Annotated in this window: 19 protein-coding genes and 1 pseudogene; 11 read left to right on the forward strand and 9 right to left on the reverse strand. The window is 36.8% G+C overall.

What is annotated here, in order from left to right; all coding sequences use genetic code 11:
* Positions 1 to 2: 2 nt before the first annotated feature.
* The gene (locus tag HGD77_RS16515; RefSeq protein WP_168731044.1) at positions 3 to 1349 is read right to left on the reverse strand and encodes a DNA-primase RepB domain-containing protein; all 1347 of its coding nucleotides are present in this window, start codon (positions 1347 to 1349) and stop codon (positions 3 to 5) included.
* A 281-nt stretch (positions 1350 to 1630) separates the two neighbouring features.
* Positions 1631 to 2149 carry a hypothetical protein gene (locus HGD77_RS16520; RefSeq protein WP_168731045.1) on the reverse strand — a complete coding sequence of 173 codons (519 nt, stop codon included), beginning with the start codon at positions 2147 to 2149 and terminating at the stop codon, positions 1631 to 1633.
* 325 nt (positions 2150 to 2474) lie between these two features.
* Between HGD77_RS16520 and HGD77_RS16525 the strand changes: the two genes are divergently transcribed.
* The 9 genes and pseudogenes from HGD77_RS16525 (at position 2475) to HGD77_RS16565 (ending at position 12364) form a co-directional block, all read left to right on the forward strand.
* Positions 2475 to 2924: a hypothetical protein gene (locus HGD77_RS16525; RefSeq protein WP_000224643.1), complete on the forward strand. Its 450-nt coding sequence runs from the start codon at positions 2475 to 2477 to the stop codon at positions 2922 to 2924.
* 45 nt (positions 2925 to 2969) lie between these two features.
* A pseudogene (locus HGD77_RS16530) lies at positions 2970 to 4168 on the forward strand (TolC family protein).
* Positions 4169 to 4179: 11 nt separating this feature from the next.
* Positions 4180 to 5658 carry an efflux RND transporter periplasmic adaptor subunit gene (locus tag HGD77_RS16535; protein WP_168731046.1) on the forward strand — a complete coding sequence of 493 codons (1479 nt, stop codon included), beginning with the start codon at positions 4180 to 4182 and terminating at the stop codon, positions 5656 to 5658.
* A 12-nt stretch (positions 5659 to 5670) separates the two neighbouring features.
* Positions 5671 to 8802 (forward strand): efflux RND transporter permease subunit, encoded by a 3132-nt coding sequence (locus tag HGD77_RS16540; protein WP_000460235.1) that lies wholly within the window; start codon positions 5671 to 5673, stop codon positions 8800 to 8802.
* Between the two features lie 11 nt (positions 8803 to 8813).
* Entirely contained in the window at positions 8814 to 9176 is a 363-nt protein-coding gene (locus tag HGD77_RS16545) for a hypothetical protein (protein ID WP_000971913.1), read from the forward strand.
* 18 nt (positions 9177 to 9194) lie between these two features.
* A complete protein-coding gene (locus HGD77_RS16550; RefSeq protein ID WP_001159646.1) occupies positions 9195 to 9908 on the forward strand; it encodes a HupE/UreJ family protein in 714 nt (237 codons plus the stop codon).
* Positions 9909 to 9920: 12 nt separating this feature from the next.
* Complete coding sequence (locus HGD77_RS16555; protein ID WP_000282885.1) at positions 9921 to 10568, forward strand: hypothetical protein; 648 nt, start codon at positions 9921 to 9923, stop codon at positions 10566 to 10568.
* Positions 10569 to 10648: 80 nt separating this feature from the next.
* The gene (locus HGD77_RS16560) at positions 10649 to 11956 is read left to right on the forward strand and encodes an MFS transporter (protein WP_168731047.1); all 1308 of its coding nucleotides are present in this window, start codon (positions 10649 to 10651) and stop codon (positions 11954 to 11956) included.
* Positions 11957 to 12364, forward strand: coding sequence for a YqaA family protein (locus tag HGD77_RS16565; protein WP_168731071.1), 408 nt, complete (start codon positions 11957 to 11959; stop codon positions 12362 to 12364).
* Between the two features lie 86 nt (positions 12365 to 12450).
* Here the strand turns inward: HGD77_RS16565 and HGD77_RS16570 are convergent, their stop codons facing one another.
* Complete coding sequence (locus HGD77_RS16570) at positions 12451 to 12930, reverse strand: hypothetical protein (protein ID WP_168731048.1); 480 nt, start codon at positions 12928 to 12930, stop codon at positions 12451 to 12453.
* Positions 12931 to 13182: 252 nt separating this feature from the next.
* On the opposite strand from HGD77_RS16570, the gene HGD77_RS16575 reads away from it, so the two are divergent.
* Both HGD77_RS16575 and HGD77_RS16580 read left to right on the forward strand, forming a co-directional pair.
* Positions 13183 to 13629, forward strand: coding sequence for a recombinase family protein (locus HGD77_RS16575; RefSeq protein WP_168731049.1), 447 nt, complete (start codon positions 13183 to 13185; stop codon positions 13627 to 13629).
* Positions 13630 to 13669: 40 nt separating this feature from the next.
* On the forward strand, positions 13670 to 13807 hold the full coding sequence (locus HGD77_RS16580) for a hypothetical protein (RefSeq protein WP_168731050.1): 138 nt from the start codon (positions 13670 to 13672) through the stop codon (positions 13805 to 13807).
* A 128-nt stretch (positions 13808 to 13935) separates the two neighbouring features.
* On the opposite strand, the gene HGD77_RS16585 is transcribed toward HGD77_RS16580, so the two are convergent.
* The 6 genes from HGD77_RS16585 to HGD77_RS17310 form a co-directional block, all read right to left on the reverse strand.
* Positions 13936 to 14859, reverse strand: a complete 924-nt coding sequence (locus HGD77_RS16585) for a TIR domain-containing protein (protein WP_168731051.1) — start codon at positions 14857 to 14859, stop codon at positions 13936 to 13938.
* A gap of 17 nt (positions 14860 to 14876) precedes the next feature.
* Positions 14877 to 15275 (reverse strand): E2 domain-associated cysteine-rich protein, encoded by a 399-nt coding sequence (locus HGD77_RS16590; RefSeq protein WP_168731052.1) that lies wholly within the window; start codon positions 15273 to 15275, stop codon positions 14877 to 14879.
* On the reverse strand, positions 15239 to 15634 hold the full coding sequence (locus HGD77_RS16595) for an E2 domain-containing protein (protein WP_168731053.1): 396 nt from the start codon (positions 15632 to 15634) through the stop codon (positions 15239 to 15241). The genes HGD77_RS16590 and HGD77_RS16595 overlap by 37 nt, the downstream gene beginning before the upstream one ends.
* Complete coding sequence (locus tag HGD77_RS16600; protein ID WP_168731054.1) at positions 15618 to 17147, reverse strand: adenylate/guanylate cyclase domain-containing protein; 1530 nt, start codon at positions 17145 to 17147, stop codon at positions 15618 to 15620. The genes HGD77_RS16595 and HGD77_RS16600 overlap by 17 nt, the downstream gene beginning before the upstream one ends.
* 174 nt (positions 17148 to 17321) lie before the next feature.
* Complete coding sequence (locus HGD77_RS16605) at positions 17322 to 19550, reverse strand: DUF5710 domain-containing protein (protein ID WP_168731055.1); 2229 nt, start codon at positions 19548 to 19550, stop codon at positions 17322 to 17324.
* Between the two features lie 149 nt (positions 19551 to 19699).
* The gene (locus tag HGD77_RS17310) at positions 19700 to 21097 is read right to left on the reverse strand and encodes a zincin-like metallopeptidase domain-containing protein (protein ID WP_168731056.1); all 1398 of its coding nucleotides are present in this window, start codon (positions 21095 to 21097) and stop codon (positions 19700 to 19702) included.
* Between the last annotated feature and the right edge of the window lies 1 nt (position 21098).

A 21098-nucleotide genomic window follows, 5' to 3' on the forward strand; every position in this document is an offset into this window, starting at 1 on the left:
CATCATACCAATACACCTTTCCTGAAATACCCTTTAATAGTATCAATGGATAGATTTAGTTCTAATGCAATTTCCTTATATTTTAAACCTTGGGCTTTTAATTCAATCGCTTTAGATTTATTGGTCTGAAGACTTTCACGATAGATGGCCCGTTCAGCTATCCCTTTTTCTCGTCTTGATTCCAAGGTTCTTTCCAACTTCCTTTCTCTTGCCAATTCATTTGGAATAATAGCCCTTAAGCGTGGTAATACTTCTTCAGGAATAAGATCCTCTAACTCACGATAAATCGTTTCTCGTCTGTAGCGATAACGGTGTTCTTTACCTTCAATTTGGGTCTTTTTAGCTCGGTTGATTACACTTGAACAATAAGAAAGAGCTTCTTGATGTGACAAGCTTGGAGTAAATTTCCTCGCACATTCAGCAACCTCATTCTCTAAAGCATCAGAAATGGTGAACCAGCTGAGAGCATTCGCTAAATGATAAAGCAATAGATCACGCATTCCGCTTGGTAAACCTGGGCCTTTTTTATTGAGATTTATTTGATATTCAATAATGATTAAAAGATCTTGATATACAAGATACCAACGAGCATAAATACTACCTGTGTTTTTAGAATTTCTAACAGGTTTTAGCCCTTTGTTAGCTCTCAACACATTAATATCACGTATTTTTTCTTTATGTTCTTGCCTTGTCAGCGGCATGACTTGATCGTGTAACCAATCAAAATCAAATATCTTTTTATGACGTTCTTCTGCTTTAACCGTGAAATTATTAACTTTACTATTGGTACTTCCAACTAAACGTAAAACACGGGTTGCATCTGCACTTTGTTTATCAGCCCCACATACATCTACTAAACGTCTTTGACATGCTTGCCAGCGAGGAAGTGCATTTGGGTGTGTCGGACTAATTAACCAATAAAGATGAACGCCACGGCCCGAATAAACAATGCAATTCGGCTCAGGAATCTGCGCCCGTACTAAGCGATCTAAACGATCTTCTACCAAAGCAGGGATCTGCAACAGACTTTCTTCTAATGAAAAATCTAAATGATGTAGATCTATATCAACAAATAAAGCTTGTAGAGTGTGAAGGTTTTTAATTGTTCTCCAACCATAAAAAGCATTTGGAGTCACATATACATCGGCTTGTTTTACAAAAGTTGGGATAAATTTTGGTGCATCATCATAAGTAAATGTTTGCCATTTTTTACTTTGATTTTTTGGAGTCCAGGCAATAATTGTTCCTGGTTTTTTTTCTGCTAATTTTTTATTATGCAAAAAATTTATGTGATCTTCAGGTGCATCAAATAACCCATATTGATCAAATTTTACGGCTACGTTTCCCATTTTTCTCTCTCGTTATACACGAGAAACTTCAGAGTTCTTTGCAAATCAATCGTATAAAATTTTTTCGTTTTTTCTATACAAAATATGATTCTCTATTGCAATTGCCGCCATAAGCTGTAATATTGTCTACAGATTACAACGGCCAGCCCTCCAAGCTCCCATGTGATCCAGTTATTACAAAGCCCTGTCGAATTTACCGCCAAGTAAGAGTTCGATGGGGCTTTTCATTTTCTGAAATATTTATACTACAAGTTGCAGAACAAAAACAGAGCAACTACAAATTAAATGTCATTTAATTCAAACTTCTTTAAACAATCTCCGCAAATTAGATTTAACTTTGGCTTACCCCAGACATTGTTATCGCATCCAGGACAAGTATATTTTTTCTTGTTTTTATCACCATTATTTCCAGCTGGTTTCATCTGGATAATTTCAATTTTTGACAGCGCATTAATAATTAACTCTTTTTCCTTTAACTTGCTTTCATTACCTCCATCTATTTGTATTTGCTTAATTTCTTCTTCCAATTTAGCTTTTATCGGCTCAGCTAAATTGGAAGATAAAATAATTCGATCATACCAAGTGACAATACAATTTTCGGCAACCAGTTGATTATACGATTGTTCAAAAAAACTGCCTGATATAACGTAATCAGACATATTTTGTCCCGTTTTTTTCCCTCCTGGTTTTCCATTATGAGATGGCATCAAGCCAATAGACTGCATTTTTTTAGACCATTCTTCATTATGGTAGCCTGCCCTACTAGGTGTACCAAACTCAAATTGCCATTGATGTGCCATTTCACTTATAAGTTATAAAAAATGGACATAGATATATGAATGACTTGCAGGCGTGATTCATTATCTGTAGTCCATCGGTTTTTATAAAAAAATGGACAGTAAATTTTTAGCATGAAAAATATTTTGTTACAACTAAGTCCATTGAAGTGAAATTTACTCAATCGATCATCTTATTTAATAGTTCATGTTATGTGTATTTTCATTAAAAAAGTAAAAACATTAGACTTACAGTTTCTATTGGATAATTTTTTCTTTTTGCTTAATTAGTTTACATTTGAAACCTGATTCATTATCCTTTAACCACTCACTGAGTGATTCTATTTTTATGGCAACCAATAAGTTCACACAACTTATGCTCGTATTTGTCCTGTTTTTGTTTGCTATAACAACTACGGGGATTTATACGTGGGCGCCTGTAATAGCAAAAAATCTAGATCATTATCATGAATTAAGTATTTCTGTAGAAACAGAAGATTCTAGCCAATGGTCATTAGTTCATCATGATGAAGTTCTGAATACAGCAGATCAAGATAAAAAAAATCATAACTGGACAAGTTATGATGAACCCGCATTTCATCATTCAGTAAAACCAATTCAAGCTGATGATCATTTCTCAATTGATCCAGTCTTTTTCCTTAGTTTTGCTTTACCTTTAATCCTCTTATTTTTAGGTTTATTTGAACGCCCAATTCGTTCTTTTAAGCTTAGGAAAAGGATTCCCTTTCTTTGTAATACCTACGCATTTACCAAAACTCTCATTGTTCTAAGGAATTGATTTAACTATACAAAAATATTTTTCATTTTTTGTATAGGTATAGTCATGTCTAAAAAAAGTCAGGTAATTTTCGCCTGTGGCTTAGTCATCATTGCTCCTCAGTTATTAGCAGGAACAAATTATGCACAGTTACAGCAGCAAGCTATTGCAAATGATTCAGTTCTAAAAAGTTTGCAGCAATCTCAGCAAGCTTATGATGTAAATCAAAAATATGCTGGTCGGATGAACAATCCAACTTTCAATGTCGAATTGGATAATTTGGGTAATTCTAAGCTGAAAGATTTGGATGGCCCAACTGCATTCATGGGTTTGTCCCAAGAAATTCCGTTGAATAATAAACTCGCTTTGCGTAAGCAATTGGCAGGTTTGCAAGGAAATAATAACCAATTTGAGATTACTCAACGACAAGCAGAGTTAAAAGCTGATTTTCGAATCTGTATGTCTAATTGGTATGCAGCTTCTCAGCGAGCAGAAATTTATGCTGCAGAGAGCAAGCTGAGTGCAAGACAAGCAACAGTTCTAAATGAAAAGCTAAAGTATGGACGTGTGATTCCATCTGATGTTCAGCTTAATTCAGCTTTATCTGCTGAGTCCAAGTTACGTTATCAAAATGAGCTGAAAAAGGTTCAGTTTCAGAAAAATCTCTGTTCAAAATTTGCTTTTGATTTGCCAGCCAATGCTATAGATGTTCCTTTAACGATTAACTTCACTGACAAGGTTAGCTTATCTGAAAAGCAGGCTTTACTAAAAAGCAGCAGGCAAAAACTCAATTTGAATTAGCAAGAAAAGAAGCGGTTCCTGATATCACGCTTGGCGTTGGTGTACGTAATTATCAAGAAACAGATGACAAAGTTTTTTTGGTTTCCACTTCTATTCCGCTTTCGATATTCAATCGCAACAGTGGAAATATTGCACTCGCTCAAGCACAGCAAACCAATGCTGAAACTCGTTCAGAATTAATCAATCGAAATTCAAAGATTGAATTGGATAACAAATCTATTGAGGTATCCAGTTTGATTGATGCAATCAAGCAATATGACCAATCTGTTTTACCTGCAACAAAAGAAAGTTTACGCATTGCAGAAATGGGTTATCAGGCAGGAAAAATTTCATTATTGGAATTTAATAGCATTAAACAAGTTTGGTTAGACAAACATCTCGCTCGATTTGATCTGTGGTTGGCTTTGCAAAATCAGATTGCAGAAGTTGAACGAAATTATGTAACGAATTTAGATCAAGAATAAGGGCAGAGAATATGAATAAACCAAAGAATACAGTAATTGCTACAGGCGTTATAGCTTTACTTGTCATGTTGTGTGCTCTGGCTTGGTACAAAACAGGAAACAAATCACAGACGTCTTCAGCACATGGTGAAGCTGTCGAAGAAAAAGCTGCTGTCGCAGGCGATGAAAAAGGTCCACATGGTGGACGCTTATATCGTGATGGAGACTTTTCGGCAGAGGTAAAAATTTTTGAAGAAGGTGTAGAGCCTCATTTAAGGGTCTACGGATACTACAAGGATCAGCCTTTAAAGCCGAGCGAGATTAACGCTAATATTTTTATTAAGCGATTAGATGCTGAGCAAACCATTCGATTCAAGCCTGAAAGTGATTACTTGATTGGCGATGAAATTGTGTATGAACCTCATTCGTTCTTGATGGTGATTAATGTTGATTATCAAGGCAAGAAACACAGCTGGAAATGGGATACCAAAGAAGGCCGTGTAACCATGTTGGATAGCAGTATCAAAAGCAGTGGTTTAGAACTTCTTAAAGTTGAACCTATGACGTTTGAGAATGCGCTTGAGCTTAAAGGCGAGCTTAAATTCCCAGACAATTTTGAAAGTTTCATTACACCTAAAGCAAGCGGAACACTCATCAAAACCTATCGCACTATTGGTGATAAAGTTAGTCAAGGTGATCTGTTAGCGACTGTTCAAAGCCAAGATCTGATTCGTTTAAATGCTGAGCGATCTATTGCTTTAAATAATTTGCAGTTTTCACGTAAAAAAATGGACCAGGAACGCGCATTATTTCAAAAACGTGTATCGCCTGAAATTGATTATATCAATGCAAAGCGTGAATATGATGATGCACAGACTCGTGCTAATGAGCTGAATAGCTTAATCAGCTCTTACGGTGGTTCAGGTAATGGAACGATTGAGGTAAGAGCAGCAATGTCGGGCACAGTTTTACAAGTGCTTGCTGCGGTGGGCTCAAATGTAACACCAGCTTCACCACTCTTTAAAATTGCCAATACCTCTCAATTATTGGCAGTGGTGAATGTTCCAGCGGATAAGCTGAATGCAATTAATCCAAATGCAAAAGTAACAGTTAAACCTCAAGTACAGGAAAGTACTGAGGAAGCACTAGGTAAGATTAAATACATTAGTGATGTGATTGATCCTAAAACACGTACTGCTCAAGTCTTTATTGAGATTGCGAACCAATTCAAATGGCGTTCTGGTCAGCTTGTTACCGCACAAATATTTGAAAATCAAAGCACGAAAGCCATGGTTGTTCGTGAAGATGCATTGCAAAACTTCCGTGATTGGGATGTGGTATTTATCCGTGTAGGGAATGACTTTGAAGCACGTCCTTTAGAACTAGGCGATAAATATAACGGTTTTGTTGAGGTGAAATCTGGTCTTAAAGCAGGTCAGGTGTATGCAGCAGGCAATTCCTACTTATTAAAAGCAGAGCTGGGTAAATCTGGCGCTACTCATGATCACTAAGGGGTAGCGACTATGTTTGATCAAATTGTTAAGCTCTCGATCAAGAATCGATGGCTTGTACTGATTGTCTTTCTGTTTATTGGCGCATTTGGTGTTTATAACTATTTTAAACTGCCGATTGATGCTGTACCTGACATTACCAATGTACAAGTCCAAATCAATAGTGAAGCGCAAGGCTTATCTCCAACGGAGATGGAGTCACAAGTGACCTATCCAATTGAAACGGCTTTGGCTGGTATTCCTAATCTTGAATATACACGTTCTGTGTCGAGATATGGGCTATCGCAGGTTACGGCCATTTTCAAGGAAGGCACGGACATCTATTTTGCTCGTCAACTTGTGAATGAAAAGTTGCAAGGGGTCACACCAACACTTCCGAGTGGTATATCGACTTCAATGGGGCCTGTTTCAACAGGGCTTGGCGAAATCTTTATGTACACCGTTGAGAACGCAAAAGATAATCCGAACCCATTATCACCCACTGAATTAAGAACCTTGCAAGATTGGGTGATTAAACCGCAGCTTCGAAATGTTGAAGGTGTGAATGAAATCAATACGATTGGCGGTTATTTAAAACAATTCGTGGTACAGCCTGATTATGCGTATTTACGCAGCATTGGCTTAGATCAGCAGGATATATTGGATGCTATTTCTAAAAATAGCATGAACAAAGGGTCAGGCTATATTGAGAAGAATGGTGAGCAGTATTTGATTCGCTCGGATTCTCAAATTAACTCAATTGAGCAAATTCAAAATATCCCGATTACGACAAGTAGCGGTTACATTCTTCGATTGAAGGATGTGGCAAAAATATCAATTGGTCACGAGCTACGTACAGGTGCAGCAACTAAAGATGGGCAAGAAATTGTCCTAGGTACTGCATTTATGCTGATTGGTGAAAACTCGCGAAATGTTGCTCACGCAGTAGATCAAAAGTTACAAAAAGTCCAAGAGTCATTGCCAGACGGTGTTGAGGCGAAAGCCGTTTATAACCGTACAACTTTGGTTGATGCAACGATAGACACAGTAAAGAAAAACCTTCTTGAAGGTGCAATCCTTGTTATTGTTGTTCTCTTCTTATTCCTTGGACATTTCCGTGCAGCGCTCATTACTGCGATGGTGATTCCTTTATCTATGCTCATGACCATTACTGGCATGGTGAATCAACGAATAAGTGCAAACTTAATGAGTTTAGGGGCGCTAGATTTCGGGATCATTGTCGATGGTGCTGTCGTTATTGTTGAAGCTTCACTTGCAAAATTAGCGATGAAGCAAAAAGAGTTGGGTCGGATTCTGACGCGTAAAGAACGTTTTATTACCGTATTTGAAGCCACAAAAGAAACTCGTAAAGCGATTATTTACGGGCAGTTAATCATTATCTTGGTGTATTTACCTGTCATGACCTTAACTGGTGTGGAAGGCAAGATGTTCACGCCTATGGCGGCTACAGTCGTTATGGCTCTCGTGGCTGCAATGATTCTTTCGATTACTTTTGTTCCTGCAATGGTGGCTTTGGTCACGACAGGTGAAATTAAGGAAGAGGAATCTAAGATTGTTCATTTCATTAAGAAAGTGTATAGCCCAATTTTAGATTGGTCTTTAAGTCACCGTTATAAGCTAATCGCCTTCGTCGCTATTTTCTTTGTATTCAGTGCGAGCCTTTCAACTCGTTTAGGTTCTGAGTTTATTCCCTCATTAGATGAAGGTGATGTGGCACTACATGCGCTTCGAATTCCTGGCACCTCTTTAACTCAAGCTGTTGAAATGCAGTATGCACTTGAAAAAGAAATCGTCAAAATTCCTGAAGTAAAAACCATGTTTGCTAAAGTAGGTACAGCTGAAATTGCGACTGACCCAGTTCCACCAAACGTTGCAGATAATTTTGTGATATTGAAGCCACGTAGCGAATGGCCGAATCCTGATAAAGAAAAATCAGCGGTTGTTGCTGATATTGAACGTGTGGCAAAAGGCGTTTATGGGAACAACTATGAGTTCACTCAGCCGATTCAAATGCGTTTTAATGAGCTGATTTCAGGTGTCCGTACAGATGTTGCAGTGAAGATTTATGGTGATGATTTAGATCAGTTACTTGAATCTGCAAATGCAGCAGCGAAAATTTTAGAAGCTGTGAATGGCACAGCTGACTTAAAAGTTGAGCAGATGACTGGTCTGCCAATGGTCTCTGTTGAACTGAAAAAGGACATGATCGCCAACTACGGTCTTGATGCTGAAGATGTGCAAAAGCAAGTATCGAGTCTGATTACGGGGCAAACAGCAGGTAAGGTTTTTGAGGGAGATCGTAAGTTCGATATTGTTGTTCGAATGGATCAAAACTCTGTTACGGACTTAGAAAAGCTATATCAAGTTCCTGTGAATTTGCCTGATGGTTCAAGTGTACTTTTGTCTGAACTGATCGAATTGAAGAATGTTCAGGGTCCAAACCAAATTTCACGTGAAAACGGTAAACGCCGAATTGTAATTACTGCCAATGTTCGTGGTACGGATATCGGAAGTTATATCGCAGAAGCCCAATCTAAACTCAATGCTGACTTTAAATTACCTGAAGGCTATTGGCTGACATGGGGCGGTACATTTGAACAAATGGAATCAGCTTCAAATCGTCTAATGATTGTTGTCCCTCTGGCTTTGATCTTAATTTTTGCCATGATCTATATGGCATTAGGAAATGTCAGAAATAGCGTGCTGGTATTTACAGGTGTCCCATTTGCATTAACCGGAGGTGTGATTGCATTAGCTCTGCGTGATATTCCATTCTCTATTTCAGCAGCAGTTGGTTTTATTGCACTTTCAGGTGTTGCTGTGTTGAATGGTTTAGTCTTAGTTTCTGCTATTCAGCGATTGAGAGATCAAGGTGAGGGATTACTTGAGGCTGTTAAACAAGGTGCTTTAGGGAGACTTCGTCCAGTACTAATTACCGCTTTAGTGGCATCTTTAGGCTTTATCCCAATGGCACTAAATGTGGGAATTGGATCTGAAGTACAGCGACCAATAGCGACTGTTGTGATCGGTGGAATTATCTCGTCAACTTTATTGACGTTGATTATTTTGCCTACTCTTTACGTTTGGTTTAACCAAGGACGCAAAAAGCAATCAGATGATTTTTCTGAGCAGCAAGATGCCTAGGTGAAATTGAAATGATGGGTATGGTGCGAGATAGAAAATATCGAAATATGGTGATGTGGCTTGTCTGCATCATCAGTCTTGCACTATGCCTGCATTTTAATCAGCACAATACAGATACAGCATTCCAAGAACATACAGTTTATGAATTTGAAAGCGTACATTTTCATGATGTACAGCAACATAAACAGAATCATATTCATCATGATAATTTTCATGAGCATTTTGGTGAACATCAGTCTAGTCAGCAGACCAAATTGTTATTCACTTTATCTTTTATATCCATCATTGATAGCGTAAAAAATTATCTCTATCTCATGATCAGCCGTATTTTCAAACCTCCAAAAACAGCCCTAAAAACTTTTCTTTTTAGTTAACTTTGGAGTTTGATTTACATGCAATTTATTTTTTCACAATGGGTGAGACTCAAGGCATTTTTAAAGTTGTTGATTACTTTAAGTGCTGTTTTGATGAGTCCTGCACTTTTGGCACATGGCGTGGCAGAAGGTGACAAAGGCTATATTCAAGAAATTTATGGGGTTCACATCATTCCCTTTATTTACCTCGGGGCAAAGCACATGGTTACAGGTTATGACCATTTGCTGTTCCTCGTCGGGATTATCTTTTTCTTATATCGCATGAAAGACATTGGCTTATATGTCAGCCTTTTTGCGATAGGTCACTCAGTGACGATGCTGATTGGGGTGTATTACAACATTTCCATGAATGCATACATTATTGATGCAATTATTGGTTTTTCTATTGTATATAAAGCCTTGGATAACTTAGGTGCATATCAGCGCTGGTTTGGTTTCCAGCCAAATACAAAAGTAGCTACGCTTATTTTTGGTTTGATTCATGGTTTTGGTTTAGCCGTCAAAATTCAAGAATATGAAGTGCCTGATGATGGGTTGCTGGCTAATTTAATCGCTTTCAATGTAGGAGTTGAATTAGGACAGTTCATGGCTTTAGCAATGATTTTGCTGTTAATGACAATTTGGCGAAAAACCCCTTATTTCTTCAAAACAGCTTATCAAAGTAACGTCTTTTTAATGTTCCTCGGCTTTTTACTTGTCGGCTTTCAGCTTACTGGCTTTGTCACTCAATAAGGATTTTCAAATATGTACAACACTCAAATTCCACAAGATGTTGAATTACCATCTACTAAGAAACTTGTTAAATCGACCATTATCGCTGCAGTGAGTGCTGCAGTTGTCTTAGTTACAGTTGTTATGCCAGCTGAATACAACATTGATCCTACTGGGGTTGGTAAAGTTCTAGGCTTAACCACGATGGGAGAAATTAAGCAATCTTTGGCTCAAGAATCTGAAAATGGTATGGGAATGGCTGCTTCAAACACGATATCGAGTGAAGCTGAAAGTGACCCTAATATCCAATCATCTATGCCAATAGGTGAGACAGAAAAAATGACTATGCCTGCAATTCAAAAGCAGCAGATGACAATTGAATTGAAGCCTGGACAGGCGACTGAGATCAAGTTGGCGATGCCACAGAGTGCCAGCGTTAACTTTAAATGGACGACATCCGGTGGCGGCCTAAATTATGACACGCATGGTGACCCTGTAAATGCACCTAAAGACTTTTATCATGGTTATGGAAAAGGCCGTAATGAAACACAACAGTCTGGGACAATAAAAGCAGCATTTGATGGACAACATGGCTGGTTCTGGCGCAATCGAACTGAAAGTCCAGTTTCCGTGACGCTGGAAGTTGAAGGTCAATTCAGTGATATGAAGAAGGTCTTTTAAGCTTCAGGTAATCTCCTTGGAATAAATTCCAAGGAGATTTTATTTGGCATAAATATTAGGTTCTAAAAGGAGTCCCTAAAATGCTAGAGGTTTTGAAAAATACAACATATAGGCATTTGTTCTTAGCCCAAGTTATCGCATTAATCGGTACAGGACTGATTACAATTGCTTTGGCTTTACAGACGTATGATCTTGCTAAAGGACAAGCGGCTCAAGTGCTTGGGATCGCTTTAGCCATTAAAATGATTGCTTATATTGGTGTTGCACCCATTGCTTCTGCATTTGCTGAAAGGCTACCGCGTAAAAAAGTTTTAGTGGCTTTAGACATTATTCGTGCCTTGACTGCTTTATGTTTGCCTTTCGTGACTCAGATTTGGCAAATCTATATTCTAATTTTTATTCTGCAATCTGCATCAGCTGCATTCACACCTACTTTTCAGGCGATGATACCTGATGTGTTGCCTGAAGAAAAAGATTATACCAATGCCTTGTCTCTTTCTCGATTGGCTTATGATTTAGAAAATATTATTAGCCCAATGTTGGCAGGATTTTTACTCGGATTCATAAGTTATCACAATCTATTTTTAGGAACGGTGATTGGCTTTATTGGTTCAGCACTTTTTGTTGTCAGTGCAAAATTGCCTGCAGCTAAAGTACCTGAATTTAAAGGGGTGTATTACAGAATAAAGCAGGGGACAAAAATTTATTTTAATACCCCGCGTTTAAAGGCACTCCTAGCGTTAAACCTTGCGATAGCTTCAGCTAGTGCTGTAGTGATTGTAAATACGGTTGTACTTGTTCAATCAACCTTTAAGCTAAATGAACATGCAACAACGTGGGCATTTGGGCTATTTGGTTTGGGGTCAATGCTTTCAGCATTTATATTGCCCAAAGTTCTTGATAAGTTTAATGATCGTTCAGTGATGTTAAGTGGTACAGCAATATTAGTTGTTGGATTGTTTAGTGGATATTTTATTTCATCGTACAACTGGCTACTAGCGTTATGGTTTGTACTAGGAATAGGCTATTCGGTATCTCAAACGCCAACAGGACGTTTAATCCGTAAATCAGCATCTAGTGAAAATAGAACTTCATTATTTGCAGCTCAGTTTGCATTTTCTCATGCATGTTGGTTAATTGCTTACCCTTTAGTTGGTTGGCTGAGTACCAATTTTGGAACGCTTTTTACATTTGTTCCTATGGCATTTATTGCTTTAGTGGCAATGAGTCTGGCTTTTGTCATTTGGCCAAAACAAGATGACTCAGTATTACCACATTCACATGCAGATTTGCCTGCTGATCATGAACATTTATTAACTCACAATCATGATGGGAAGCATGCACATGACTATGTGATAGATGAATATCACCAAAGATGGCCGAAATAAATAATGGCCTATGTTTTATTATTTTTAAGTGCATTTGGTGCAGCAACATTATTACCCCTGCAATCAGAGACAGTATTGGCAGGCTTATTTCTGTTAGGTAAGTATTCTGAGCTGTTGCTCATACTTGTAGCAACAGTTGGGAATGTACTTGGTTCTTGTGTGAACTGGTGGTTGGGTATCAAGCTTGAAGCCTATAAAGACAAGCGCTGGTTTCCAGTATCAGAAAAGCAATTATTGAAAGCGCAAACTCTATACTCAAAGTATGGTTCACCCATTTTATTGCTCAGTTGGGTGCCAGTGATTGGTGATCCACTTACCTTGGTAAGTGGAGTTTTAAAGGAAAAATTTATTACATTTATAATTTTGGTTTTCACATCGGCTTTGTTGCATAAATATGTAAGCATCTGATTTAAATAAATTTAATTTTGGATCAAAAAATAATCAAAACTTTTAAAATCATATAGTTATGAAATCTTTGTGCAACAAAGCCCCTTTTAGATAATAATTAATGCGACTATAGAGAATACCAGCATGGATATACCAAGCATAATTAACACTCTGGTTGCCAGCTTTTCAAATTTATCTGAAGATGTAATTTCTAATTTCTTACTCGTCAACCATAGCAAAAGAGCATTAGGAAGTAAGATAACCAGAAATTTAAAATTATTTAGAAAAATCAGAAAAGCAAATGCAATTAAGACAAGGAGAGCAGCACTAACTTTCAGAATTTTAACTAATTGAAGTTGTGATTCAGCAGGCATAAAAAACCTAACCAGTCTTACTGCCATAGGTTCATTTTGGTAAGTAGCAATTAATACTTTCTCACCCCTAACTAATCTTTCATATTCTTTAGAATGCTCTTCAACTCCAAATCTATTTAAGTAGAATAACAAAGATTCTTCATTGTAAATATCAGGCTCAAGAATAGGCTGCCTTTTGCCTTGTGTCACCTCAACATTGTATAAAATTTCCATTAACACCTCATCGACATACTTTCATCCTGATTTTGTATTTTGATTAACACAAGATATAACCGCATTTCCATTCCATTTATTTTAGAAATGTTGAAATTGCTGCAATCTTGGAAGTAGTTTTGATTTCATTTGATTATAACTTAATGAAACGCAGATTTCGTTGTTTTTTACATTTCATATAAGTTGAAATTTGCTATATGAAATAAATTTCGATAGCATCATTTCATATAGAGTCGTATTGGTTTGAATGTGATGGTAGGAAAGAAAATCGGTTATAAGCGTGTCTCAACTGCACAGCAAAAACATGATAGACAATTAGATGGCATCGCTTTGGATAAAGAATATGTAGAAATTGCTTCAGGATCTAAAACCGATAGACCTAAGCTAAATGAGATGCTGGACTATGTAAGAGAGGGGGATATCGTCTATGTGCATTCACTGGATCGTCTTGGTCGGGATGCGTTACATACTATCAATACCATTGAAGCCATTTTAAAGAAGGAAGCAAGCTTAGTTTTCGTTAACGAAAATTTAACTTTAGATCCCAATGCAAATGACCCAATGAAAAAAATGCTCTTGGCTGTTTTTTCTTATTTCGCAGAGTTTGAGAAAAAATTATCGCTGAACGTAGGGATGAGGGTATTTCGATTGCCAAAAGAAAAGGATTATATAAAGGGAAACAACCTAGACACAAATTAGAGCAGCGGCTAGAAATTGCCAAAAATTCGAAAACAGAGATATGAGCAAATTTGATAAAAAATCTTTCTTGAAAGAGCATAATATTTCTGCAACTTTACTTTGGCGTTACCGTAAAGAATATGAGCAGAAACAAGAGCAAGAGCTTCTTAAAATCATGGGTACAATAATTCATCCATGAGAGCAATAAAGAAGTACTTAGTGAATATATAATCAAATCTATTAAACGGATGAGGTTAGAAAAATAGTTTTTGATTATATATCACTATACAACCACTATTATTGTGGTTTCTTTATTAGGAGAAACACTTAACGCTGCTCTAACTTATCTCTGATCCCTAAACGGTTGATAGTATTTCTTAACCCATGCACCAAGTTGCTAACATCATGATTTTTATTAATATCTGTCTTATATTCAAAGGGTGTAAGACCTGCTAGATCAGATGCTAACTTTTGCATCACTCCCCGTGGCAATGCAATAAAGGTTCTTTTTCGTGTTAGCAAACCCATAAATAAACCAAGCTCAAAAATAACGTTATCCCTAGGGCCTCTTTGTTCTGTATCTCTAGAAACAATAATGTCATCATCTTGTAGAATAGCGATTCCAAAGTCTGACTCTTTGACAACTCGCTCTAATGCTTCAAGGGTATAATCGCCACCATTAAAGACACTTGTTTCATTCCAAATCGTCACATCTACATCATCATAGTCAAGTTGAGCTTTGATATCTCTTGCAATGTTTAATGCCTCCACTGTACTAATAATGAATAATTTTGGTTTTTCATTTTGCTTTTCAATCAACTCATTTCTTTGAACTAATCGTTGTGCCAAATCAACAGCTAATAATCGATGTATTTTGGGATATTTGTCTGCCAAATCATTAAAAGCTGTAGCAGTCAATTTTAATGTAACAGTATCAGTTAGTGCTTTAACTGTGGCAGATCTTGGCTGAGTAGGATCCAGAGCAGACATTTCGCCAATACTTATTCCTTCCTCTCTTGTATAAGGAAATTGATTACCTTTCACCAATAAACTTACTTCACCTGCAATGATAAAAAATACATCCTGATCATATCCCCCTTGATCAATGATGGTATCACCTGGAGCGAATTGTACTAATTCACCCTGTTCTGCTAAATACTCAGCCATTTCTAAGTCATGTTCGACTAATTTTTGTGACATTAAAGCCCTAGCAAGAACTTTTTTTTCCTTAAAGCGATCTTTAAGTTCCATATTCATTACACCTTCTTTTATTTAAAATTACATTTCTTCATTGTGTTACAACAGTTTCTTTTGCCAAAACTGTCCCAAAATTCTTTTTCAGCTTTATTTAATAAGTAGTCATTAATGGCTACCATAAAAACTACTTGTGAACACTTGTTAGAGCATTTCCCAATACTTTTATGTTTCTTCTGGCCATGCTTATCACAGATGCAAGTATGACGTTTATTAAAAACCTTTTCCTCATTACCAACTAAAATTAGTTCTCCATTAGCATAAACATGATAGATTTTTCCCTTATCAAGACCTGAATATTTGGATTCAACAACATTTAATTGCTCTAAAGTTAAACCTAAGCGGTTTTTCTTAAATTGATCAAAATATTGCTCAACTATTTTTGGTAAGTTGCACCATCCCCATGCGCCCATTCCTTAAAATCATCGCGTGGCCATACACCATTAATTTCGCATTTATACTGTGCTTCTAAAAAAAGTTGTACTGTCCTTACCCATTCATTTATCGATAAATTGTCCAGATCTTCCTTTAAACCTAAACAAAAAAATCCCCCAAAATTTATATGTCTATTGGGGCATAAGTTAGGATAACGCTCATTGGCTGCTTTTACCTGAAGCACATCATTTACAGCATGTACTTCAAGTTTTTCTGTACGGACATCACCAGCATCAGTGTAAAATTTCAAATCAAAACTAACCGTGTTTTCATCTATGTTTTGAACAGAAATTTTCCTTTTATCCAAATAGGCAATTAAATCATTTAAATTTGGCATGTGCTTTGAAGTCAGTATTTACATGAGGCGCTGATTCATACAAGCTACTTTTTTTGACTGTATCATCTTTTCCGTTTTCAACCGCTTGATCAGCAGACTTAATTGAATCATACGTTAAATCAACAGCGATTTGACTTGAAAATAAACCCTTGTATTTATCACTCAAATTTTCATAAGCAACTGTACCAATTTTAGTTGCATTACCTTTGCAAACTTTTTGAGCATCCTCTGATTCAATTGTAGATATTCCAATTGCATAACGTGAGGTGTCATTTCGTTTACCAACTCGTGTTAACGATACATCACCTATCTCATATCCGATTGCTAGTCCTAAATCCTTAATACCATCTATTGCAAAATTATCATGCAACTTATTCAAGGACATATTGAAACTACTTCTGACACCAGCAACGGCCTCTGTAGCAACATCTACCGACTTATTTTCATCAGTCTGAATATGTGATCCTTCACAAATCAATCCATGTAAACAATCTCCAATAAAACGGACACGACGCCCTTTATAATCATTGCTTAGTGTCGCATCCATTTCAGATCGTAAAACGTGTAGAGCTCTAACAATATTTTTTTTACCATCATCTGAACAAATATTCGCACTTACAAATTTTGTAAATCCATCAATATCAGCATAAATTGATACTATTTCCTGACGCTTGGCTGATTTATAGTACAAATCATCAAAATCCAAATCTTTTAAAGGTGGGGTAGTTCGGCTAAAACTAAAATCATTTAACTTTTTATCATTATTTTTCAACTCATTCATGACATCTTCACATGTCAAATCTAAATCTGCTGCGGTCTTAGAAGTTTCGATTTCATCAGACTTCAATTTTACTTTTTTAGTATCTTTAGTCTTATCTAAGCTTAAGCCAATAACATCTCGAGCATTATTAGTTAAATATATACCAAGATCATTTCCAAATGCATGTTTTGCAGCATGATTGGCTGGGTCACCTAGAAATAAAGGTTCACGGTTACTTCTACGACCATTATTAACGGCAAGGGCTAAACCTGTATCAATTCCAATACGAATATCCGCTGCTTCAATTGCCTCATCTCCATCTACTTCACGCTTCTGTTTCACAGATTCTATGATTAAATCTGCTATTGCTATCGCCTTATTAACGCGATCCTTTTCAGATTCGTCACCATATGGTTTAGCAATTACAGCATGTAATCTTTGATTATGAAAATCAACAAAAATGCTATCTGTTCGGTCTAATATATATTTTATAGCACGCACATGCGAATCAAAGAAACGTATAGCCCGTTTATGTGTTGTGGGTGATTCAGTTCCATTTTCTGTCGTCAAGATACGCTCTAAATTAAGGATATCTACATACAGATGTACTGCATTCATTGAGTACGCTTCGTTAACTTTTATACTCGATAAATTTTTATCACGGGTATATTCTTTAATTGTAACTTCTTCAACAGCATCACACAGACTATCAATATGATCTTCTGCCCGTGATTTATTCCATTTGTAATACATAGTAATTTTTCTCGAAATTTTGGTTATTAGTTGTTATGAGGACTATAGCTATTATTTCAAGTGAAAAATTATATAAATTAATTATTTAAAACACATCAAAATTCATTATATGTTCTTTTCATTTTGTATCTTGGCTTTTAAAATAGAAAATCCCTCCAAATCGGAGGGATTTTTTTAACGCTTCAATTTAAAGGACTCTCTTTGTTCCAGTTTCCGCTCAAACACCTTCTGATCTTCTATCCTTTTGGTGATTTCATTCTGGTGTGCCAGCTTACTTTCGACAACTTTAGCACTTTGTTCTAAAGCTTTCGCTTTAGATAATTCAGATCTCATTTGCTCATGAAACTCTTCCTTACCCTGATTTTTAAATAAATCGTTCCAATCGGTTCCAGGATCATCTTTTGCAAATTTCGGAGTGAGTACAAAACCTTGTATCTCATTAGCAGCTTGTAAGGCATATTCTACACCAGGGTTTAATATGCCATTTTTACCCATTTCACGATTTTTAGCTTCAACAGTATGATCGTTATCCGAAGCGAAATAGATCCTACTTTCTTGATATTTTTCCCGTAATTCTCTTGCCACATTTAAAAGATTTCCACTATCAAAAGCTGCAATTACTGGTTGTTTAGTCTGCTCATACAATGTGACAGCAGTTGCGACCCCCTCTGCAATTAGGAAAGGTTTTCCATTTTGGATCTCGCCAAAAATAGCAAAACTCCCACTCTTTTTAGCGTCTTTAATATACCCCTTAAACCCATTACCGTTAATGGTTTGAAGCATCATTAGCTTTCCATCAGCATTGTATCCTGGTACTAAAAGATCTCCTTTAGTAAGAATGGTTTCATTAATTCCTTTTTGCTTATTTTCATCACGCCACTGTTTAGCTTCTTGCCAGGTTTTAGCAATTTTAATTTCACAACCATGCGGTAGGACTTCAGGATCAGGTACAATTTTAATAACTTGATTACTATTAATACCTTTTTTTTCTAAATATGGATGCTGTTCTGCAACTTCAGCAACTTCATAAACCATCTGAGCTTGCTCGGCTGTTCGTTCATAAAGCAGCTCTAGCCTTTTCTCATTATTGGCGCGATTTTGTGCCGCTTCTGCTCGCATTCTTGCGGTATCAACAACATTAAATGAGACACTATTAGATTTCCATTTTTCTTCTAAGCCCGTTTTAAAATTTCGGATATAACCTGCTGGGCGACCATCAACAAAACCTTTATAAGCCCCACTGATCTGCCCTTTCCTATCGCCTTCAACGGGAACACGGTGCATTTTCCCATCCATAATAGGATCACCCTGCACCATTAAGCCAGCTTGCATTAGAGCTGCTTTGAATTCATCTTCAGGGCGAATACTTTTTGATGTATCAGGTAAATCGACATGATTTTGATTGTGTGGAAGCCACTTTTCAAATGGTTCTATATTCACGTTGATAGGCACATACCAAGACTTAGCATCAGCATCAAACTTAGCTCCAAGCTGTTTAGCTTCTTCCTTTTCTGAAAAAGGAATAGCAAGATAAGTTTTCTCGGTCTTCTCTATAATTTCCTCTTGTTGTTCCATATCTTTGAGATGGTCTTTCATTCCTGGAACAACGTTATCTAAATCAATCTGAGCTGGAATTGGCGATTGTTGAACTTCTTGCTCCATCCATTTCTCAAAAGGTTTGCTGTCTATTCCAGCAGGAATATACCAAGACTTTTGAACACGATCCCATTTTGCTCCAAGTTGTTTAGCTTCGTCTTTTTCTTCTATTGGAACATTGATAAAATTTCGTTTACTGATAGTGTTAGTTTGGTCTTTTTGCTGCTCTTCTGGATTGATAACTTTCCATTTTTCAAAAGGTTTCATATCCATTCCAGCAGGCACGTACCAAGCCTTTACTTTGCTGTCCCATCTGGCTCCCAACTGTTTAGCTTCTTCCTTGTCACCAAAGCCAACATCAATATACGTTTTTTCTGTATGGGTACTTTTAATATTCATTCTTAACTCCGAATCAACAAGAGTTAGTAAGTTTTTTGCTTGAGTCATGGGATCGCTAGTCACTTGTATTGCTTCGTACTCTTCATTTTTTTGAAGAGTTACCGCCTTACCATTGGCAAAAACTAGCGTATTGACATCCATATTAATTTGCTCTTGATCAGCATAATTAATAATAAATTTTGGTTGCTGCTCTCGTTCTTCATCACTTAAATTTTGTGGAAGTATGTTATCTGATATACGAGCAAACAACCCATTCTCTTGAGCTACCTTTTTTAGATGCTCCCAGGTTGTTTGAGGTGAATCACCTAAAGCATTAGCTTTATATGCTTTCACTCGTGACATTACTTCATGATCAGCTATCATCGACAAATCATTGTAAGCCAAGCTAGCTTGAGTAATATCAGCCAAATGCTTATCAACTGCCCCCGTATTTGAACTAGGTACATTAACCCCATTATAAGCAATACTTAAAAAACCCTTTTCATTAAGGCTACTTGAATAATGGTGTAATTCATTGTTTTTACCAACATAAGATACCCGTAAGCTTTCTTGATCACCTATTTTTTCAGCTCAATTAGTGCTGAGATGCTACTTTCAGAAAATTGTTGATTAAGTTGATTTTTCAAATAAGTGAAATTTGTAGAGAAACTATTATCTTGTAGCTTTTCTTCCATATTCTGAACTTTTTCAATAAACTTTTTAGCATCATCCGTAATAGTAATTGCGTCACGAAATGGATTAATCGCACTCGTTACAGCTAGTATAGCTTCAGATCTACTCAACATAACCATTGATGAAGAAATGCCACCAACGAGTCCAATTCCACCATCTTTGTGAACATGGACATGCGGTTGAATCATCCCACTATTTTTTACAAAGCATACTTTTAAGCTTTCTTCACTTGGTTGTAACGCCAAAGAAAAACCAGATTTTTTACCAATTTTATTTAACGCTTTCACTGACTGATCTAATTCTTGATTTTGTTGGCGCATTAAAAAGATTTGTTTGATTTCCTCAGTATCTTGATCAGTGGTTTGCGTATTATCAATTTTTTGTTCTTGGGATAGATCCAGAAGATAGGAACTAATTAAATCAGCGTCCCTGGCTGCCCTAAATATTTCTTTTGGATCATCTTCCAAAACCTTCACCCAGCTTTTCAGGTAGGCAATATGCTGACCTGGATCATGGCCTATTTGCAATTCCTGGCCTATAAACAATGAAGCCATTTCAGCTCTTAGTTCTTCTTTTGCGTAATTTTCACTTCCAAATCCTCCACTAAGATCTCGATTTAATCTCGTTGGATGACCTGTAGCATGACCAAGCTCATGCAAGGCTGTTGCATAGTAATTATCTGCTGTCGGGAATTGTTCTTTAAGCGGTAAAGTAATTTCATCTGTGCTTGGTCTGTAAAATGCAGCATCACCAGCTTTATGTCTAAGTTTTACGCCTGAAGCTTCTAGGATCTCTTCAGCTCTTTTATGCCGCTCCCATTCCTCTAACGGCCTAATTGTCTGTTCTTTTGGCGGTAAACCATCTATCTGTTCAGCATTAAATACATTCGCAAAGAAAACTCGTGGTTTATCCAATTTCACATGAACGGTTACTTGCTTGCCCTCTTTATCTAAAACTGGGTTTCCATCTTCATCTTTCAAAGCAACTTCTTCGGTGAATTTCCAGTAGTGTACCGATGTAGATTTTTCACCTTTCCTAACTTGTGCACCTAACTTTTCAGCACCTTTATAAGTGATCCAACGATTATCTGAGAATCCTTTTGCTTCAGCTACAGACATTAAATTAACTAAATTCATCCCTCTATAAGGCTTTCCAGTATTCAAGTTGATTGGAAGAACCTCACTTGTTTTCCCTCCCTGCCAAGGTTTTTGCCAGGGTGCAGTATTTGACTTAATTTGTTCGATTAATCGTTCTGCAATATCTTGAACATATTCCTTTTTCATC

Origin of the sequence: Acinetobacter sp. NEB149 (genome assembly GCF_012516415.1) — a bacterium.
Classification (GTDB): domain Bacteria; phylum Pseudomonadota; class Gammaproteobacteria; order Pseudomonadales; family Moraxellaceae; genus Acinetobacter; species Acinetobacter lwoffii_V.